We start from the raw sequence: 17,422 nt of genomic DNA, 5'->3' as shown, positions 1-17,422 counted from the left end.
GGTGACGCCATGAACTCCATCAAGGCTTCCGATCTCATCAATCTGTTCGACAGCTGGAAGCAGCTTTTCGCGGAACAGCGCGACTTCCTGATCTCGCTCGACGGCAAGGTCGGCGATAGCGATCTGGGCATCACCATGAGCAAGGCTTTCGCAGCTGCTGCAGAAGCAACCGCCGCAGAAGGCGAAGCTGCCGGCATTGCGAAGCTGCTGCGTCTCGCTGGCGCCACGATGGCGCGCGTCGCCCCGTCCACCATGGGAACGCTGACGGCAACGGGCTTCCTGCGCGCAAGCAAGGCGACCGAAGGCGCCGAAGAACTGGGCACAGCGGAAGTCGCCGCCTTCTGGCGCGCTTATCGCGACGGCGTTGCAGAACGCGGCAAAGCCAAGGTCGGCGACAAGACCTTGCTCGACGTCCTCGACCCGATTGCTGTCACGCTTGAAGCACAGGCTGCCGCCGGTGCTTCCCTGCCCGACGCGCTGGCTGCGACGGCCAAGGCGGCCGAAGACGCGCTGGAAGCAACCAAGTCTCTGGTTGCCCAGCACGGCAAGGCAGCAGCTTTCCAGGAAAAGACCATCGGTCTTCAGGATGCGGGTGCGACCGTCGGCACCTTCCTGATCGTCAGAATGTCGGAGTTCGTATCAGCTCATTCCTGATACGTCTCCACACATGTCGAAGGCCGGAAGCCCGCCAGGTTCCGGCCTTCGATGCTTTTTAGAGATAAGCTAGCGCCACAATTTTCGGCATGCGGCAAAAGGCGACCCGGACCGTTCTGCCCGTCGTGGTATGTGCATGACCTTGCAGAAGATCGACGATAATGTCGTCATAGTTCAGTACTACGCGATCTAGCGGATAGACCGCCTTGTAGACCGCTTCCTTGGCGCAAAACAAAATACGATCTGCATCGGCTGCGCCTTCAGGCAAGCGGTCACCCGGCTGCTTCACCAGCGCGGCAATATCCTCCGGCAGGGGAACAGCCGGTTCCACATCAATCCCGACCAAGAGAAAATCGGCACTGCTTGCCACAGCCGCGACGGCCATATCGTCGTCATGAGCGAGGGAGCCAACAATGCCCGCTGGCCAGATCGGCTCACCGGAAGCACCGCGCAAAATCGCAAGATCACCTTTGCCATGTATTTCAAGCAATTCACGCGCTGCAATGCGTGCCGTCCCGCTGGCACGACGCTGACCGGGATTTCGTGTCGGAAGCGCTGCGTTCTCATCGGCAAGCAGGTGTGTTTCATCCCCAGGCTGAATGATCCGACAAGCGATTGAAACGCCCTGCGGCGCTATCGCCTGCATGGCCTGGTTCAGCGCAATTTCCAACGGATCGATGCGCGCCATAACCGTTTCATCAGTCCCGAAGGTCGAGATGAGCGATCATCTCGCCATCTTCATCGATACCATCTTCAACAAAGCCTGCCTTGGCATAAAGCTGGCGTGCGCCTTCGTTTTCCGGCTCGTAGCAGATGGAAACGCGACGTATGTGATCGAGCGCCTTGATCTCGGCCAGCACCAGCTGCAATGCGGCCTTTCCATAGCCGCGCCCCTGAAAAGCGCGGTCAATCATGAAGCGATAAATCTGCGCATTGTCGTCATCGCTCGTCGCATCATACATGAGGAATCCGACCAGCTCGCCATCTGCAAAAACAGCGCGTGGCCGGGCATCTTCATCCTCGTCGGCCTCGTCCAGCGAGCATGCATTATCCGCGACAAGATTTTCCTGTCCAGGCGCAAGCTCCAGCGCGGCAATCCGTGACCGCAACTCGTCGGTTACGGATTGGAGCCGCACAGCGCCAGCGCTTGTGACAGGATCGGTCAAGTGGCTGCCTCCGCCGGGCGAAGAGCGGCAGAACCTGCCGCCTGTTTGACATTGGCCAGCACCGTTCCGTCCTTCGTCACCGGGACGACGAAACGGTTGAGCTTGGCCGGATTGCCACGCCAGACGGAATAAGGCTCAAGCACCTCACCCTTCATCACGAAGGAATCGACATCCACGATGGAGCCATCGCCCATCACCACACCGTAATGCACGAATGCCGATGGTCCGAGCGTGCAGCCATTGCCGATACGGATGAAGTCGGACTTGAAAGCGCCCTCCTCCAGCGAGTGCGGCTGGATCACGCAACCTTCATTCAGGGTCGCATCGTCGCCGATTTCGACCAGCGAACGTTCGGTCAGATTCGCGCCACCGTCATAAACGCGGCGACCGACCTTCACGCCGAGGCAGCGCAGGATCATCGGGCGGAACGGCGTTCCGGCGAAAAGCTGCGTGATCGGCGAATCCGACAGTTTCCAATGGCGCTCATGCCGCCAGAAGGCTTCATCATAAATCGTCGTCATGCGCGGCTTCAGCCTGCCGAAGCCCAGCGAAAGGCGTTCGATGAAGATATAGAACGGTATCGCAATGCCCGCCGTCAGCACCACGGCGACAAAAAGCGCGTTGTACTTCCAGTCGTCATAATAGTTAAGAGCACGATCCCAGATCGCCAGCGTTGCAAACAGCATCAACCATTGTTCCGCCAGGAACATCAGGCCGGTGCGGAAATTATGGAAGTTCTTGCGGCGCAAACGGCGCAGGCGGTCATCTTCCTCGATATTGGCGATCAGCTCCTTGTCGCGATTGACCATGCGTGGGATTTCGAAGCAAGGCGACCCCAGAAGCCCCACATTCTCGCGCACAGGCCCCTCAATCGGAACCATAACCTTGGTGCCGAGCAAGCAGTTATCGCCGGTCCGCCCATCGGATGGATAGAAGATGTTATTGCCGAAATAATTCCGCTCGCCGACCTTTGTATGTTCCAGCCGGAACGTGGCCGCCGATTTGTGCGTGTTGATCATGAACAGACCATCCGACACCATGGTCTGGCTGCCGATTTCGCACAGAAGCGGGTTTTCATGCTGCTGATTGGTGCCGAAATTGGACCCGGTCTGTACCACCTTGTTCAGGTTCCAGCCAATGGCACGCATATAATGCACCACCGCCGAGCTATCGCCGAACAGCAGATTGAGAAGGCGTGAATTGCTGGCCAGTTCCACCATCGACTGGAGCCAATAGTGAAAACCGTAAAGCGTATAGGTGCGGTTCGGCTTCAAGAACAGGCTGGCCAGACGAGGAACTGCAACCGCTGCAATGAACGAGGCCGCGAGCAGGCCAAACAGTGTGACGGTCGTGCCAATCGCCACGATGCCGATGGTTTCCTGATAGTCGTCGCCGACATTCTGCCAGTAGCTGTGAAACAGGAACGGGAACGGCGTGACCAGCATGAACAGCCCGACCAGCTGCACGATCTCGAAGATGATGCGCCGGGTTTTGGACAGGGTGATGCTGCGCACCTTGCAATAATCCGCCGTGGTCGGTGCGGCGGGCGAGCCATGCCAATGTTCGCCATCGGGAATGCTTTGACCGCGCTGCAAGGACGACGCATGGCCAAGCTGCGCGCCATTACCGATTTTGGTGTCAATATCGATGGTGGAGCCGACGCCCACAAAAGCGCCGTCGCCGATGGTGATCGAGCCGGTGTGGATATAGCCGCTTTCCGCTTTGAAACCGAGAATATTGGATTCGCGACGCAAAATGGAATTCTCACCGATGGAAATCAGGTCGGTACAAACCGGAATCGCCCGGCATTCAATGGCCGTGTTGCGGCCAAGCTTCGCGCCGAGAAGCCGCAGATAAAGGCTATAGAGCGGATTGCCGCGAAACAGGACCACCGGCGCAGTGCGGATCAACGTCTTCACCACCCAGAAGCGGTAGTAACGCAAGCCCCAGATCGGGAAGCTTTCCGTCTTCCACCGCCCGATCAGCACCCATTTTGCAACAATGGCAAAACCCGTCGTCGCGAAGAAGCTTGCCGCCGCCAGCACGACGCATCGGAAATAGAGCTGAAGCGGGTTGTCGAGCGCATCGTAAACCCAGTCGAGACCGCCATCGAAGAAGACCAGCGCGATATAGGCGTAGACCCCATAGAAAGCGAGCTGTGCCAAGCCGCAGGCCCAGTAAGCGAAATTGGAAGCCTTGTGGGTGAGCTGGCGCTCGACGGTCGCCGCCGTTTTCTGCTGCGGCGCATGGAGATGCGTGGCGAGGCTTGCAATGGTCGGATGCAGGTAGATATCCCGCATCGACGCTGTTTCCCAGCCCTGCGCAGTGCGCACGCGGGCGCAGAAACGCGCCATGAGCAGGGAATTCGCGCCCAGATCGTCGAAGAAATGATCCTCGACCGATACCTCATCCAGATTGAGCACTTCCGCCAGCGCGTCCGCCATGAAGCGTTGATCGTCATTGCTCGGCGGCACGATTTCCCGCTCCGCCGACAGACGCACATTGGTGGGCTTCGGCAGGCGCTTTAGATCGGCCTTGTTGGAAACCGTCATCGGAATGGCCGCCAGCTCTTCGAGATAGGCGGGAACCATGTAGGACGGCAGGCGGCGCTTCAGCTCGCGCGCAATATCTGCGCGCTGCAGCGGGGGCACGCCAGACTTCGGCGCATAATAGGCGACCAGTTCCACGCGGCCCGGCTCGATTTCCCAGGTGGTGACCGCGGCCTGTGCAACGCCCGGCTGATCAAGCAGAACGGCTTCGATCTCGCCAAGCTCGATGCGGTAGCCACGGATTTTCACCTGCGTATCGATACGCCCGTGATACTCGATCTCGCCCGCGGCATTGATGCGTCCCAGATCACCCGTGCGGTAGATGCGGGCGGACGGGTTGTTGGGCAGGCCGATGAAATCGGGGATGAATTTCTGATCGGTCAGATCCTGCCGGTTGAGATACCCGACCGCAAGCCCGATACCGGCGATACCGATTTCGCCCAGCTCATCCGGGTCGGTCAGCTTCGGCTCTGTCGGCTCGATGATGACAATCGAATAGGTCGGCAGAGGCGCGCCGATAGTCACCGGCTTATCAGGCGTCAGAACACCCATGGTGGCCGTGACGGTCGCTTCCGTCGGACCATAGGTGTTGAGAAGCAGACGCCCCGGCTTTGTCCAGCGCGTTACCAGATTGAGCGGGCAGGCTTCGCCGCCCACCATCAGCAGGCGCAGCTTCGGCACATCGGTTTCAATGGAAGACAGCAGCGTCGGGCTGCACGCTATGCAGTTGATGTCATTCGCCCGCAGAAAATCGGCGAGCTCTTCACCCACCAGCGTCATCGGGCCCGGTGCGGGCACCACGGTCGCGCCAGCGGTAAACGGCACCCAATATTCTTCCGCCGAGAAGTCGAAGGCGATGGTCATGCCGTGATAGACACGGTCTCCCGGCTTGTAGCCATAAGACATCGCCGCGACGCGCAGGAAGTTGCAGAAGCTCTGATGCAGGATCGCGACGCCTTTCGGCCTGCCCGTCGTTCCAGATGTATAGAGGATATAGCAGATCTGATCCGGATTTGCCGCTCTCGCATCCTTGTCCAGCGGCGCAACCGACTGTTTTGAAATTTCCGCGCCCGCCCCATCAATGAGCACATGCGGCACGGGCATCTGTGCGACGCGGGCCGTATAGGCTTCAAGCGAAATGACGAGTTTTACATTGGCATCCTCGATGATGAGGGCCATGCGATCTTCCGGAAAAGCGGTTGCCAGCGGCACATAGGCCGCGCCCGCCTTCATGACAGCGAGCAGCGCAATGTAAGTGTCGGCGGAGCGGTCCAGCAGCAGGCCGATGCGGTCGCCCGGACGAACGCCGCGTTCGATCAGCAGACGCGCAAACTGGTTGGCACGGTTGTCGAGTTCCTGATAGGTCCAGTTGCGCCCGTCGGAAACAACGGCGACCGAATCCGAAAACTTGTCGGCCAACTGCTCAAAAAACAGGTCCAGCCGCTCGCCCGGCTTTCCCGGCTCGGCAAAATCGGCACCGGTCAGAATCTGTCTGCGAGCGGGGAGATGATCCGCCTCGGCCTGCGCCCTTTTTACCTGCGCATTGTCGATGGGCAGCCCCTTATCGCTTGTCGTCGCTGCGGCTTCGCCGTGACCAGCGCCACGATTTTCATAGTTCATTTTTAACACTCACTGACCAAAGGTCGAGCATCAACGGGCAATTATACGCGTTAGGCGGCACGCTTGCCTGCAATGAGGCATTATCTGTCGTCGAACCGTTCACTGCGGGTGAAGAAGACCGCTATTGGCGCAGGCCACTACTCAAACTGGTTGAAATAAGAAAGTGAATTTATTTTTATTTTAGCTGTTCATCCATCAGTGTTGCAAAACTAGCATACAACGCTAGCCAATTCACCCGCTTTTAGTTCCCTATCCACCACTCTTGCAATCCTTCTCTGGTCACGGTTAACTGCCGAAATGGCGTTTACATTAAGGCAGTTACAGTATTTCGTTGCAGTTGCGGAGCAAGGGTCCGTCACCCGTGCGGCGCAAAAGCTGTCGATTTCACAGTCTTCTGTCACGGAAGCGATCAAGGAGCTGGAAACCGACCTCAATGTCGAGCTTTTCGAGCGCCATCCGCGTGGCCTGACAGTGACTCACAACGGCCATCAGTTTCTGCGCCATGCCACCAAGATTTTGACCGGCGTGTCGGACGCCCGCCGCTCTTTCGCCGACCAGCGCATTCAGGAGAAGGGCAAGCTCAATCTGGGCGTGACATCGCTGGTTGCGGGCTATGTGCTGTCCGACCTGCTCGCGCGCTATCGTCGGGCTTTTCCGGGCGTCGAAATCAGCGCCATTGAAGACAACGGCTCCTATCTGGAACATTTGCTGGTCGGTGGTGAACTGGATGTGGCGGTGATGGTGATTTCCAACCTGCGCGACCGCATGGCGCTGCATGCGGAAATTCTCGAAACCTCGCCCTATCGGCTGTGGTTACCCCTCGGCCATGAACTCGTCTCCATCGACAGCATTTCGGTGAGCGATATCGCAAGAGAACCGCTGATTATGCTGACGGTGGATGAAATCGAGGAAAACACCGGCAAGCTTCTGGCCGCTCTTGGCGCGCGCCCGCATGTGGCCTTTCGCACCCGTTCGGTGGAAGCCGTGCGCAGCCTCGTCGCCACGGGCGCGGGCATAGCCCTCCTCCCCGATCTTGTCTATCGCCCATGGTCGCTGGAAGGCGACCGGATCGAAAGCCGCGATGTTTCGGGATCGTTGCCCGTCGTGCAGATCGGCATGGCCTGGCGCAAGGGGTCCAGCCTGCCGCAATCCGCACGGGACTTTATCGGCATTGCTGAAGCCGCCCGCTCTGGCCGACTGCGTTAACCTCCGATATCGGAAAAATCGATACCAGCTTTCCGATAAATGAATTTGCGAAAGGCAGGGTTTCAGCACACCATCCGTTCCGGGAACAAAATCACTGAATGTGAATAAAACGGGAGTGGTCGATGAGAAAATTTCTGCAATCCTGTACCGCTTTGATGGCCGTCGCGAGCTTTGCCACGCAGGCCATTGCCGCCGAACCGCTGAAAGCAATTGGCGAAGGGGAAGGCGCGCTGAGCATCGTGGCCTGGGCGGGCTATATCGAACGCGGCGAAACCGACAAGAATTACGACTGGGTCACCGATTTCGAGAAGGAAACCGGCTGCAAGGTCAGCGTGAAAACCGCTGCCACCTCCGACGAAATGGTGGCGCTGATGAATGAAGGCGGCTTCGACCTCGTCACCGCTTCCGGCGACGCCTCGCTGCGCCTCGTGGCTGGCAAGCGCGTGCAGCCAATCAATACCGACCTCATCCCCAGCTGGAAAACCGTGGACGAACGGCTGCAGAATGCGCCTTGGTTCACCGTCAAGGACGTGCATTACGGCGTGCCCTATCTCTGGGGACCGAACGTGCTGATGTATAATACCGACGTCTTCAAGGGCGAAGCGCCGAAGAGCTGGAACGTCGTATTCGAAGAACAGACCCTGCCGGACGGCAAGTCCAACAAGGGCCGCGTGCAGGCCTATGACGGGCCAATCTATATCGCCGACGCCGCGCTTTACCTCATGAAGCACAAGCCGGAACTCGGCATCAAGAACCCGTACGAACTCAACGAAGACCAATACAAGGCAGCGCTCGATCTTCTGCGCGGGCAGCGCAAGCTCGTCAGCCGCTACTGGCATGACGCCATGATCCAGATCGATGACTTCAAGAATGAAGGCGTCGTGGCTTCCGGTTCCTGGCCGTTCCAGGTCAATCTGCTGAAGTCGGAAAATGCCAAGGTCGGCTCGACCTTCCCGGAGGAAGGCGCGACCGGCTGGGCCGACACCACTATGCTCCACGTGGATAGCGAGCACCCCAATTGCGCCTACAAGTGGTTCGAGCATTCGCTGAAACCGAAAGTTCAGGGCGACGCCGCCGCATGGTTCGGGGCGGTGCCATCTGTTCCGGCGGCCTGTAAGGGCAATGCGCTCCTGACCGACGAAGGCTGTGCCACCAACGGTTACGACAATTTTGCCAAGATCAGCTTCTGGCGCACACCGACAGCCAAATGCGAAAGCCAGGGCGAATGCGTGCCCTATCATCGCTGGGTGTCGGATTATATCGGCGTCATTGGCGGTCGCTGACATCGACTATCATAAGCACGAAGATCATTCCCCTTCCTTCAGCTGAAGGAAGGGAACGGACAGATGCGACCGCATGGCAAACAAATGCAGGCGCTCTCCACGATGGATAGAACCATGACAGCAGCAGTTCGTTTTGAAAATGTGAGCCGGCACTTCGGCGAAGTACGCGCCGTCGATCACGTCAACCTGACCATCGCGCCCGGCGAATTCTTTGCCATGCTCGGCCCTTCCGGTTCCGGCAAGACGACCTGCCTGCGGTTGATCGCAGGCTTCGAACAGCCGACCGATGGCAGAATAGAGATTTTTGGCGAAAGCGCTGGCGGCGTGCCGCCCTATCGTCGCAACGTCAACACGGTGTTTCAGGATTATGCGCTGTTCCCGCATCTCAGCATTCTGGACAATGTGGCCTATGGGCTGATGGTGCGCGGCACTGGCAAGGCCGAACGCCACCGCGCCGCCGAGGACATGCTGGAGCTGGTCAAACTGCCCGGCTATGGCGCGCGCAAGCCAAGCCAGCTTTCCGGCGGGCAGCGGCAGCGCGTCGCGCTGGCGCGTGCCCTCGTCAACAAGCCGAAAGTGCTGCTTCTCGACGAGCCGCTTGGCGCGCTCGACCTCAAATTACGCGAGCAGATGCAGGAAGAGCTGAAGAGCCTGCAAAAAGCGCTCGGCATCACCTTCGTTTTTGTGACCCATGATCAGGGCGAGGCCTTGTCCATGGCCGACCGCATCGCGGTCTTCAACAATGGGCGTATCGTTCAGGCCGGAACACCGCAGGAAATCTATAACCGCCCACAAAACCGCTTCGTTGCGGATTTCGTCGGTTCGTCCAATGTCGTCGCACCCGAAATCATGGCCGCATTTGGCGGCGAACGGCGCTGGGCCAGCCTCCGACCGGAATCCATTCGCCTTGCAGACAAGGGCGATAAGGTGGGCGTTGCAGCGCGGATCGCAACCGCCAGTTTTCTGGGTTCCGCCACGCGTCTCGGTGTGGAAGCCGAAGGCACAAGACTGCATGTCATGCTGCCCGCTGGCGCAAGCGTCCCGGAGACCGGATCAGATATCCGAATCGTCTGGAATCCGATTGATGTTCATTACATGGATCAGGCAGCATGAACGGCGCGCAGGCTTCCACACTCGGAAATTCCGGAGCAAACCCGACCTCCATCATGCCGCAGCGCGGCGGGACGCTCGGTCGCCTCTCCGACCTGTTCTGGCGTCGTCCGGGACTGCTCTTGTTTCTCATGCTCACGCCGCCGCTTTTGTGGCTGGGCATCATCTATATCGGTTCGCTGATCGCTCTGCTCTTGCAGAGCTTCTTCTCGGTCGACGATTTTTCCGGGCTGATCGACTATAATTTCACGCTCGCCACCTATGCGCAGCTTTTAAATTCCGCCAATCTCGACATCATCATCCGCACGGTGCTGATGGCGGCGCTTGTGACGGTTGCATCTGCCTTCGTCGCCTTCCCCATCGCCTATTATGCCGCCCGCTATGCACGCGGCCGCTGGAAGGCGCTGTTCTATCTCGGCATCATGCTGCCGCTCTGGTCGAGCTATCTGGTCAAGGTCTATGCCTGGAAGCTGATCCTCGCCAAGGAAGGCATCCTGACCTGGATCTTCGCGAAACTGCATCTGTCCTGGTTGCTCGACGGCGTTCTGTCCCTGCCAATCGTTGGCGGCAATTCGCTGTCGGTCAGCTATCTCGGCACCTTTATCGTCTTCGTCTATATCTGGCTGCCTTATATGATCCTGCCGACACAGGCAGCACTTGAGCGCGTACCGGGCAATCTGGTGGAAGCCTCGTCCGACCTCGGCGCAACACCGGCACAAACCTTCCGAACTGTGCTGATGCCGCTCGCCATGCCGGGCATCATCGCCGGCTCCATCTTCACCTTTTCGCTGACGCTCGGCGATTACATCATTCCGCAGATCATTGGCTCGTCGCGCCTGTTCATCGGGCAGGCCGTCTACACCCAGCAGGGAACGGCGGGCAATGTGCCGCTTGCCGCCGCCTTCTCCGTCGTGCCGATCGTCATCATGGCCATCTATCTCTGGATCGCCAAGAAACAGGGGGCTTTCGATGCGCTCTGATCGCAACAACCGCGCTTCCATCGGATTGAAGCTTGCTGCCGGACTGGGCCTCGCCTTCCTGCATCTGCCGATCCTGTTGATCTTCGTCTATGCCTTCACGACGGAAGAGAAGAGCTATCAATGGCCGCCGCCGGGCTTCACGCTGCAGTGGTTCGCCGTGACGTGGAACCGCGCCGATGTATGGTCGTCGCTTGCGCTCTCCGTGCAGGTGGCCACGATTGCGACCGTGATCGCGCTCGTGCTGGGAACGCTTTGCGCGGCGGCTGTCAGCCGGACCCACTTCTTCGGACGCGAAAGCATTTCACTGCTGGTCATCCTGCCTATCGCTCTGCCCGGCGTTGTCACCGGCATCGCCCTGCGCTCGGCTTTCTCGCTGTTCGACATTCCGTTTTCGATGTGGACCATCGTGCTCGGTCACGCGACCTTCTGCGTGGTGGTCGTCTACAATAATGCCGTGGCCCGCTTCCGGCGCACCTCCGGCTCGCTGATCGAAGCCTCGATGGACCTTGGCGCAAACGGGTTTCAGACCTTCCGCTATGTGATCCTGCCCAATATCGGAACAGCCTTGCTCGCAGGTGGCATGCTCGCCTTCGCATTGTCTTTCGACGAGGTGATCGTCACCACATTTACCGGCGGCCAGCAGATGACCCTGCCGATCTGGATGCTGCAGGAACTGATCCGGCCCCGCCAGCGCCCCGTCACCAATGTGGTGGCCATGGTGGTGGTTCTGGTGACCTTCCTGCCCATCCTCGCCGCCTACTATCTCACCCGCGATGGCGATCAGGTCGCCGGTCACGGGAAATGACACAAGGGAGAACGACATGAACACCGAAATGCTGATTGGCTCACGCTTTGAAGCTGGCACGGAGACCGAGGAAAACGTCCTCAATCCCAAGACCGGCGAAACCGTTCTCAAGCTGCCGGAAGCTTCGCTCGGCCAGATCGACGCCGCCGTGGCCGCTGCCGACAAGGCATTCAAAAGCTGGTCGCGCACCACGCCCGGCGAGCGCTCCAACTATCTTCTGAAGATCGCCGATGCCATTGAGCGCGATGCAGAAGCTTTTGCTACGCTGGAGGCGCTCAATTGCGGCAAACCGATCAATGCCGTCATCAATGATGAAATTCCCGCCATCGTCGATTGCTATCGCTTCTTTGCTGGCGCAGTGCGCAATCTTCATGGGCCCATTGCCGCGGAATATATTCCGAACCATACATCGATGATCCGCCGCGATCCGGTTGGTATTATCGGCTCCATCGCTCCGTGGAACTATCCGCTGATGATGATGGCGTGGAAGCTGGCGCCAGCCATTGCGGGCGGCAATACGGTGGTTTTCAAACCATCCGAACAAACGCCGCTCACCGCACTGAAAATGGCCAGACTGCTGGCGGATATTCTGCCGGAGGGCGTCGTCAATATCGTGCTGGGACGCGGCGAAACCGTCGGCAACGCGCTGATCAATCATCCACGTATCGACATGGTGTCGATCACCGGCGATGTCGCAACCGGCAAGAAGGTCTTGCAGGCGGCGGCCAAGAGCGTGAAGCGCACCCATCTGGAGCTTGGCGGCAAAGCGCCTGTCCTTGTCTTCGACGATGCGGACATTGAAGCTGTCGTCAACGGTATTCGCACTTTCGGCTACTATAATGCCGGTCAGGACTGCACCGCCGCCTGCCGTATCTATGCCGACGCACGTATCTACGACCGTTTCGTCGCAGATCTGTCCTCCGCCGTATCCAGCATCCGCTACAATCTGGAAGACGACAGCCAGAACGAGATAGGACCGCTCATCTCCCGCCGTCAGCGTGATCGTGTTGAGAGTTTTGTCGCCCGCGCCCGCGAGCATAAGCATATCGAGGTGACGACCGGCGGAAAAACAGCCGGGGCCAACGGCTTCTTCTTCGAGCCGACGGTTATTGCCGGTGCGACACAGGATGATGAAATCGTGCGCCGCGAAGTCTTCGGCCCCGTTGTCTCGGTCACACGCTTCAGCGATGTCGATGAAGCCGTGCAATGGGCGAACGACAGCGATTACGGTCTTGCCTCGTCGGTGTGGACCAAGGATGTCAGCAAAGGCATGCAGGCCGCCGCCCGCCTGCAATATGGCTGCACCTGGATCAACACCCATTTCATGCTGACCAATGAAATGCCGCATGGCGGATTGAAACAATCCGGCTATGGCAAGGACATGTCGATCTATGCGCTGGAGGACTATACTGCCGTGCGCCATATCATGATTGCGCATTGAGCAATCGCCACCGTTATGACGGATTTGGAATGGCAGCAGATTTGCCGCCATTTCCATTTGTTCTCAAAGCTTTCCTTCTGGATGTCAGCGCAACTGGAGCCCACCCTTTGCCCCATTGTTGCCATTTTGACATAGTGCGCTTCTTTCTATCATCGGCGCCCCTTGACAACGTTTACCCGGACGCGACTCATGCTATTAATCTCGTGTCTCGCCATTGGGGGCTTTGGCGGAGATTCACCGCCCTAGCGCGTTTATTCGCGGCTGGGGCGGTTTCGTTTTGGGGCGCAGTTTAACGCCTTGCAAAATACGCATATCTCGGTTGCAGGATCGGTTGTTGTAAGGGGCGACCCACGGTTCTATTTTGGCCTTGTTCGGTTTTACTCCTCCTCCCAAAAACCGAACCTGAAGCGCGATACTCCTCCTCCCAATCGCGCTTTACCAATCCGCCCGCAGCAACTCCTCCTCCCATATTGCTGCGGGCGTTTTGCTATACAGATTTCCCTTTACGAACTTTTCAACCAGCGATCTTTCCGCCTGTCATAGGCGCAGGCACGCCCGTAGTGCTTGGGAAGCTGATCGGCAGGCCCCGCAAGGCCCGCACGGCGAGAAACGCAAAGCATTCCGCCTCGACGGCATCGCCCCGCCAGCCCAAGGTCTCGACCGGCACAAGCTCGACACTGGCGCGCTCGACCAGCATACGCATCATCGTCGGGTTATGACGCCCGCCACCGGACACGGCCAGCCGTTTCGGTCGATGTGGCAGAATATCAAGCGCCTTGGCCACAGCCGATGTTGTGAAGGCGGTGAGCGTCGCCGCGCCATCTTCATCGCCGAGGCCGTCAGCCATAGCGGCGGTAAAATCAAACCGGTCGAGCGATTTCGGAAAAGGCGCGGTCATATAGGGATGTTCAAGCAGTTTGGCGAGACGCGCTTCATCCACATGCCCCCGGGCGGCCAGCGCACCGTCGCGATCCATCTCACCCAGACCACGCGCTTTCATGAAATCATTGATCGGCGCGTTGGCCGGGCCGGTATCGAAGGCGACCAGTGTGTCGCCACCGTCCCACCAGGTAATATTGCCGACACCGCCGAGATTGAGAATTGCCGTATCGCCACTGGCATCGGCGCTGCGCAGCAAAGCCGCATGATAGATTGCGGCCAATGGTGCGCCCTGCCCGCCAGCACGGATATCGGCGGTTCGAAAATCATAGACGACCCTGGTGCCAAGCAGCTCGCTCATCAGCGCACCGTCGCCAAGCTGGCGCGTATCGCCAAGCCGTCCCGGCTGTGGCGCACGATGCAGCACGGTCTGACCATGAAAGCCGACGACGCCGATATCGGCCATGATCAGCCCGCTTTCTTCCACCAGCTCGCGCACGGCGGCAGATTGTGCCCGGGTCAGGGCATCTTCCGCCTTGGCAAAAATCGCCGGTTCCGGACCTTCGAAATTCCAGACACGCGCCTCGGACTGGGCCTGCTGCAGAAGTGCGAGGATACCGTCTGGATAAGGCTTCAGCGCATAGGTGCCGAATATATCGACCGTCTCGCCGTCCGTTTTCAAAAGCGCGACGTCGATATTTCCATCGAGAACGGTGCCGGTCATCAGACCCACGGCCCAGATTGGCTGCATGAAGCCCTCCACATTCCTGAATTTCAGAGAAAGTGTTAGTGCAATTCGGCGTTAAAAGGAAATACCAGAAAAATGCCCGAACAAAAACAAAGAGCGGCTTCGACATAGCTGCCAAAACCGTTCTTTGAGATAATCCGTATCGTGTGGGTCAGGCGCTGACGCGCATCCCCTTTTCCGGTTCAAAGATGTGGCTCGTCGCCGGATCAATGGCAATCGGCAGCACGTCACCCGGACGCACGGTCAGACGTTCGCGGAACAGGCAAGTAATCGGCTGTGTGCCGAGCTTGCCCATGACCATGATTTCCGAACCCGTCGGCTCGACGATTTCAGCCGTGACCGGGACGCCGCCTTTGGCGATCTTCATATGCTCGGGACGCACGCCATAGACAGCCTTACCGGACAGGCTGGAATAGTCGCCCTGCGGTAGTGACAGACGGAAGCCGCCATCGGCCACGAACGAACCTTCCTCGATCTTGCCATTGATGAAATTCATCGACGGGGAGCCGATGAAGCCCGCAACGAACATATTGGCCGGACGATCATAAAGATCGAGCGGCGCGCCGATCTGTTCCACCAGGCCATCGCGCATCACCACAATCTTATCGGCCATGGTCATGGCCTCGATCTGGTCGTGGGTCACATAGATGGTCGTGGTTTTCAGGCGCTGATGCAGGCCCTTGATCTCGCCGCGCATCTGCACGCGCAGCTTGGCATCGAGGTTGGAAAGCGGTTCATCGAACAGGAAGACCTGCGGATCGCGAACAATGGCGCGGCCCATGGCCACGCGCTGGCGCTGACCCCCGGAAAGCTGGCGCGGAAAACGGTCGAGCAGCTTGTTGAGACCGAGAATTTCCGCCGCGCGCGCAACACGGTTTTCACGCTCTTCCTTCGGCGCGTTCTTGAGCATCAGCGCGAAGCCCATATTGTCGGCAACCGTCATATGCGGATAAAGCGCATAGTTCTGGAACACCATCGCGATATCGCGTTCCTTGGCGCGCAGGTCGTTGACCACGCGCGGCCCGATGGCGATTTCGCCGTCGCTGATTTCCTCAAGCCCTGCGATCATACGCAGAAGCGTGGACTTGCCGCAGCCGGAAGGGCCGACGAGCACGACGAATTCGCCGTCTTCGATATCGACCGACACGCCGTGCAGAACGCCGACATTGCCATATTTCTTGACTGCATTACGGATGGATACAGATGCCATCTTGAACCTCAACTCTTATTTGACGGCGCCTGCGGTCAGACCTGCAACGATCTGGCGCTGTGCGAAGACGGTAAGCAACAAAACAGGCAGCGTGACCACTAGTGCGGCGGCAGCAAGCGGCCCCCAGCTCACCTGTTCGAAGGAAAGCATGTTGTAGACAGCGACCGGCAGCGTGCGCGTCTCGCGACTTGCCAGCACGATCCCGAACACGAAATTGTTCCACGAGAAGATCACCGCCAGGATGAGCGACACCACAATGCCGGGCTTGGCAATGGGCAGCGCCACCTTGAGAAACACCTGCAACGAGGACGCGCCGTCGATTATCGCCGCCTCTTCCAGTTCCATCGGCGTCGTTTCGAAATAGCCGATCATGATCCAGATCACGATAGGAACGGTGACGACCAGATGGATGATGATCTGTGGCCAGAGCGTGCCAAGCAGGCCCAACGTCTGGAATAGAAGGAACAGCGGGATCAGATAGGACAGACCCGGCGTCATGCGGGCGATCATGATGACAATCGCCGATTTATGCGCCTTGAGCCGGGCAATGCCGTACCCTGCCGGAACACCGACCAGAAGGGCGAGCAGCGTCGCCATGCCGGTCACCAGAAGGCTGTTCCAGAAATACAGCAGAAAATCATTGGCTTCGAAAATCTGCGTGTAGTTCGACCAGGCGAAACGCTCCGGGATCAGGATCGGCGGATAAGCGCCGTTGTCGATTTCGTATTTAAGCGAAAGCGACAGCATCCAGATGAAAAAGAAGAGCGCCGGCGAAACGATGATGAAAACAAGAAGCGCAGTGCCGAGCTTCGACAGAATTGACTTGCGTGCCATGAGCCGGTCCTCAAGCGTTCCATTTGGTCCGCTGGCGAAGCGCCAGCAGGATCATGGACATGGCGATGATCACGATGAAGAACACAACGGCAATCGCCGAAGCATATCCGATGTCGTAATAGGAAAACGCCACATTATAGAGATAGATGTTGATGGTTTCCGATGCCGTGCCGGGGCCGCCCTGCGTCATCGCATAGATGATATCGAAGCTTTTCAGCGCATCGATCGAGCGGATGATGACGGCCACCATGATGAAAGGCAGGATCATCGGAAGCGTGATGTAACGAAATTTCTGCCAGCCGTTTGCGCCATCGATTTCAGCACTTTCAAACGGATCGCGCGGCATGGAGGCAAGGCCGCCCAGCACGATCAGCATGACCAGCGGCGTCCATTGCCACGTCTCCACCGCAACCAAGGACGGAATGACGGTGTTCTGATTGAAAATCCATTCCTGCGGGCCGATGCCGACCAGCGACAGGAGATAATTCAGCACGCCGAGCTGCGGGTGATACATCATCGTCCAGACCAGCGCGACCGCCACCGGCGTCGCCATCATCGGCATGACGAAGATACCGCGCAGCAGGCCCCGCATCGGCAGCTTGCTGTCGAAAATGAGAGCGGCAATGGTGCCGAGCACCATGGGTGCCACCACGGACAGAACCGTATAGACGGCCGTGTGCCACATGGAATCCCAGAAGCGGGCGTCGCCTGCCAGACGAATGTAATTGTCGAAGCCGACAAAGCTGATACCTCCGCCGAGCTGCCATTGATTGGCGCTCATCCAGAGGGTGAAAAGCCAAGGGAAGACGATCACCGCCCCGACGGTGATCAAGGCGGGAAGCACAAACGGCCAGTAACTCGGTTTCAGGCGACTTTTGCCAGACTTGCCACCGGTGCTGGTAGCGGAAGCCGCCTTTGTGGCGGCCTCCCCATTCAT

Annotated in this window: 14 protein-coding genes; 7 read left to right on the top strand and 7 right to left on the bottom strand. The window is 58.6% G+C overall.

The window, feature by feature from the left end:
* The first annotated feature begins 9 nt into the window (after positions 1-9).
* Complete coding sequence (locus JAU75_RS09250) at positions 10-654, top strand: dihydroxyacetone kinase subunit L (protein WP_199056217.1); 645 nt, start codon at positions 10-12, stop codon at positions 652-654.
* 58 nt (positions 655-712) lie between these two features.
* On the opposite strand, the gene JAU75_RS09245 is transcribed toward JAU75_RS09250, so the two are convergent.
* From JAU75_RS09245 to JAU75_RS09235, 3 genes are read right to left on the bottom strand one after another with little or no spacing between them, the layout of a single operon-like run.
* A complete protein-coding gene (locus tag JAU75_RS09245; RefSeq protein WP_199056216.1) occupies positions 713-1,342 on the bottom strand; it encodes a 4'-phosphopantetheinyl transferase superfamily protein in 630 nt (209 codons plus the stop codon).
* A gap of 10 nt (positions 1,343-1,352) precedes the next feature.
* Positions 1,353-1,820, bottom strand: a complete 468-nt coding sequence (locus JAU75_RS09240; RefSeq protein WP_210339249.1) for a GNAT family N-acetyltransferase — start codon at positions 1,818-1,820, stop codon at positions 1,353-1,355.
* Positions 1,817-5,989 carry a Pls/PosA family non-ribosomal peptide synthetase gene (locus JAU75_RS09235; protein ID WP_199056215.1) on the bottom strand — a complete coding sequence of 1,391 codons (4,173 nt, stop codon included), beginning with the start codon at positions 5,987-5,989 and terminating at the stop codon, positions 1,817-1,819. Before JAU75_RS09235 ends, JAU75_RS09240 begins: the two co-directional genes overlap by 4 nt.
* 297 nt (positions 5,990-6,286) lie before the next feature.
* On the opposite strand from JAU75_RS09235, the gene JAU75_RS09230 reads away from it, so the two are divergent.
* The 6 genes from JAU75_RS09230 to JAU75_RS09205 all read left to right on the top strand — a co-directional run bounded on the left by JAU75_RS09230 (position 6,287) and on the right by JAU75_RS09205 (position 12,814).
* Entirely contained in the window at positions 6,287-7,195 is a 909-nt protein-coding gene (locus tag JAU75_RS09230; protein ID WP_199056214.1) for a LysR family transcriptional regulator, read from the top strand.
* Positions 7,196-7,317: 122 nt separating this feature from the next.
* Positions 7,318-8,478: an ABC transporter substrate-binding protein gene (locus JAU75_RS09225; RefSeq protein ID WP_199056213.1), complete on the top strand. Its 1,161-nt coding sequence runs from the start codon at positions 7,318-7,320 to the stop codon at positions 8,476-8,478.
* Between the two features lie 114 nt (positions 8,479-8,592).
* Complete coding sequence (locus tag JAU75_RS09220; protein WP_199056212.1) at positions 8,593-9,591, top strand: ABC transporter ATP-binding protein; 999 nt, start codon at positions 8,593-8,595, stop codon at positions 9,589-9,591.
* Positions 9,588-10,568, top strand: coding sequence for an ABC transporter permease (locus JAU75_RS09215; protein ID WP_199056211.1), 981 nt, complete (start codon positions 9,588-9,590; stop codon positions 10,566-10,568). Before JAU75_RS09220 ends, JAU75_RS09215 begins: the two co-directional genes overlap by 4 nt.
* The gene (locus JAU75_RS09210) at positions 10,558-11,373 is read left to right on the top strand and encodes an ABC transporter permease (protein ID WP_199056210.1); all 816 of its coding nucleotides are present in this window, start codon (positions 10,558-10,560) and stop codon (positions 11,371-11,373) included. The genes JAU75_RS09215 and JAU75_RS09210 overlap by 11 nt, the downstream gene beginning before the upstream one ends.
* Positions 11,374-11,389: 16 nt before the next feature.
* Positions 11,390-12,814 (top strand): gamma-aminobutyraldehyde dehydrogenase, encoded by a 1,425-nt coding sequence (locus JAU75_RS09205; protein ID WP_199056209.1) that lies wholly within the window; start codon positions 11,390-11,392, stop codon positions 12,812-12,814.
* 514 nt (positions 12,815-13,328) lie between these two features.
* Here the strand turns inward: JAU75_RS09205 and JAU75_RS09200 are convergent.
* The 4 genes from JAU75_RS09200 to JAU75_RS09185 form a co-directional block, all read right to left on the bottom strand.
* The gene (locus tag JAU75_RS09200) at positions 13,329-14,444 is read right to left on the bottom strand and encodes an anhydro-N-acetylmuramic acid kinase (RefSeq protein WP_199056208.1); all 1,116 of its coding nucleotides are present in this window, start codon (positions 14,442-14,444) and stop codon (positions 13,329-13,331) included.
* A 148-nt stretch (positions 14,445-14,592) separates the two neighbouring features.
* On the bottom strand, positions 14,593-15,651 hold the full coding sequence (locus JAU75_RS09195; RefSeq protein ID WP_199056207.1) for a sn-glycerol-3-phosphate ABC transporter ATP-binding protein UgpC: 1,059 nt from the start codon (positions 15,649-15,651) through the stop codon (positions 14,593-14,595).
* 15 nt (positions 15,652-15,666) lie between these two features.
* Positions 15,667-16,485: a carbohydrate ABC transporter permease gene (locus JAU75_RS09190; protein WP_199056206.1), complete on the bottom strand. Its 819-nt coding sequence runs from the start codon at positions 16,483-16,485 to the stop codon at positions 15,667-15,669.
* Between the two features lie 10 nt (positions 16,486-16,495).
* Positions 16,496-17,422, bottom strand: coding sequence for a carbohydrate ABC transporter permease (locus JAU75_RS09185; RefSeq protein ID WP_371836144.1), 927 nt, complete (start codon positions 17,420-17,422; stop codon positions 16,496-16,498).

It is taken from the genome of Ochrobactrum sp. Q0168 (genome assembly GCF_016427605.1).
Lineage (GTDB): Bacteria > Pseudomonadota > Alphaproteobacteria > Rhizobiales > Rhizobiaceae > Brucella.
The sequence above is the reverse complement of the archived record's forward strand: the minus strand, read 5'-3'. Positions and strand labels throughout refer to the sequence as shown.

Bases quoted from the DNA above. Each gene is read 5' to 3' on its own strand.
- JAU75_RS09250 (WP_199056217.1), top strand. From the start codon at position 10: ATGAACTCCATCAAGGCTTCCGATCTCATCAATCTGTTCGACAGCTGG.
- JAU75_RS09245 (WP_199056216.1), bottom strand. From the start codon at position 1,342: ATGGCGCGCATCGATCCGTTGGAAATTGCGCTGAACCAGGCCATGCAG.
- JAU75_RS09235 (WP_199056215.1), bottom strand. From the start codon at position 5,989: ATGAACTATGAAAATCGTGGCGCTGGTCACGGCGAAGCCGCAGCGACG.
- JAU75_RS09230 (WP_199056214.1), top strand. From the start codon at position 6,287: ATGGCGTTTACATTAAGGCAGTTACAGTATTTCGTTGCAGTTGCGGAG.
- JAU75_RS09225 (WP_199056213.1), top strand. From the start codon at position 7,318: ATGAGAAAATTTCTGCAATCCTGTACCGCTTTGATGGCCGTCGCGAGC.
- JAU75_RS09220 (WP_199056212.1), top strand. From the start codon at position 8,593: ATGACAGCAGCAGTTCGTTTTGAAAATGTGAGCCGGCACTTCGGCGAA.
- JAU75_RS09215 (WP_199056211.1), top strand. From the start codon at position 9,588: ATGAACGGCGCGCAGGCTTCCACACTCGGAAATTCCGGAGCAAACCCG.
- JAU75_RS09210 (WP_199056210.1), top strand. From the start codon at position 10,558: ATGCGCTCTGATCGCAACAACCGCGCTTCCATCGGATTGAAGCTTGCT.
- JAU75_RS09205 (WP_199056209.1), top strand. From the start codon at position 11,390: ATGAACACCGAAATGCTGATTGGCTCACGCTTTGAAGCTGGCACGGAG.
- JAU75_RS09200 (WP_199056208.1), bottom strand. From the start codon at position 14,444: ATGCAGCCAATCTGGGCCGTGGGTCTGATGACCGGCACCGTTCTCGAT.
- JAU75_RS09195 (WP_199056207.1), bottom strand. From the start codon at position 15,651: ATGGCATCTGTATCCATCCGTAATGCAGTCAAGAAATATGGCAATGTC.
- JAU75_RS09190 (WP_199056206.1), bottom strand. From the start codon at position 16,485: ATGGCACGCAAGTCAATTCTGTCGAAGCTCGGCACTGCGCTTCTTGTT.
- JAU75_RS09185 (WP_371836144.1), bottom strand. From the start codon at position 17,422: ATGAATGGGGAGGCCGCCACAAAGGCGGCTTCCGCTACCAGCACCGGT.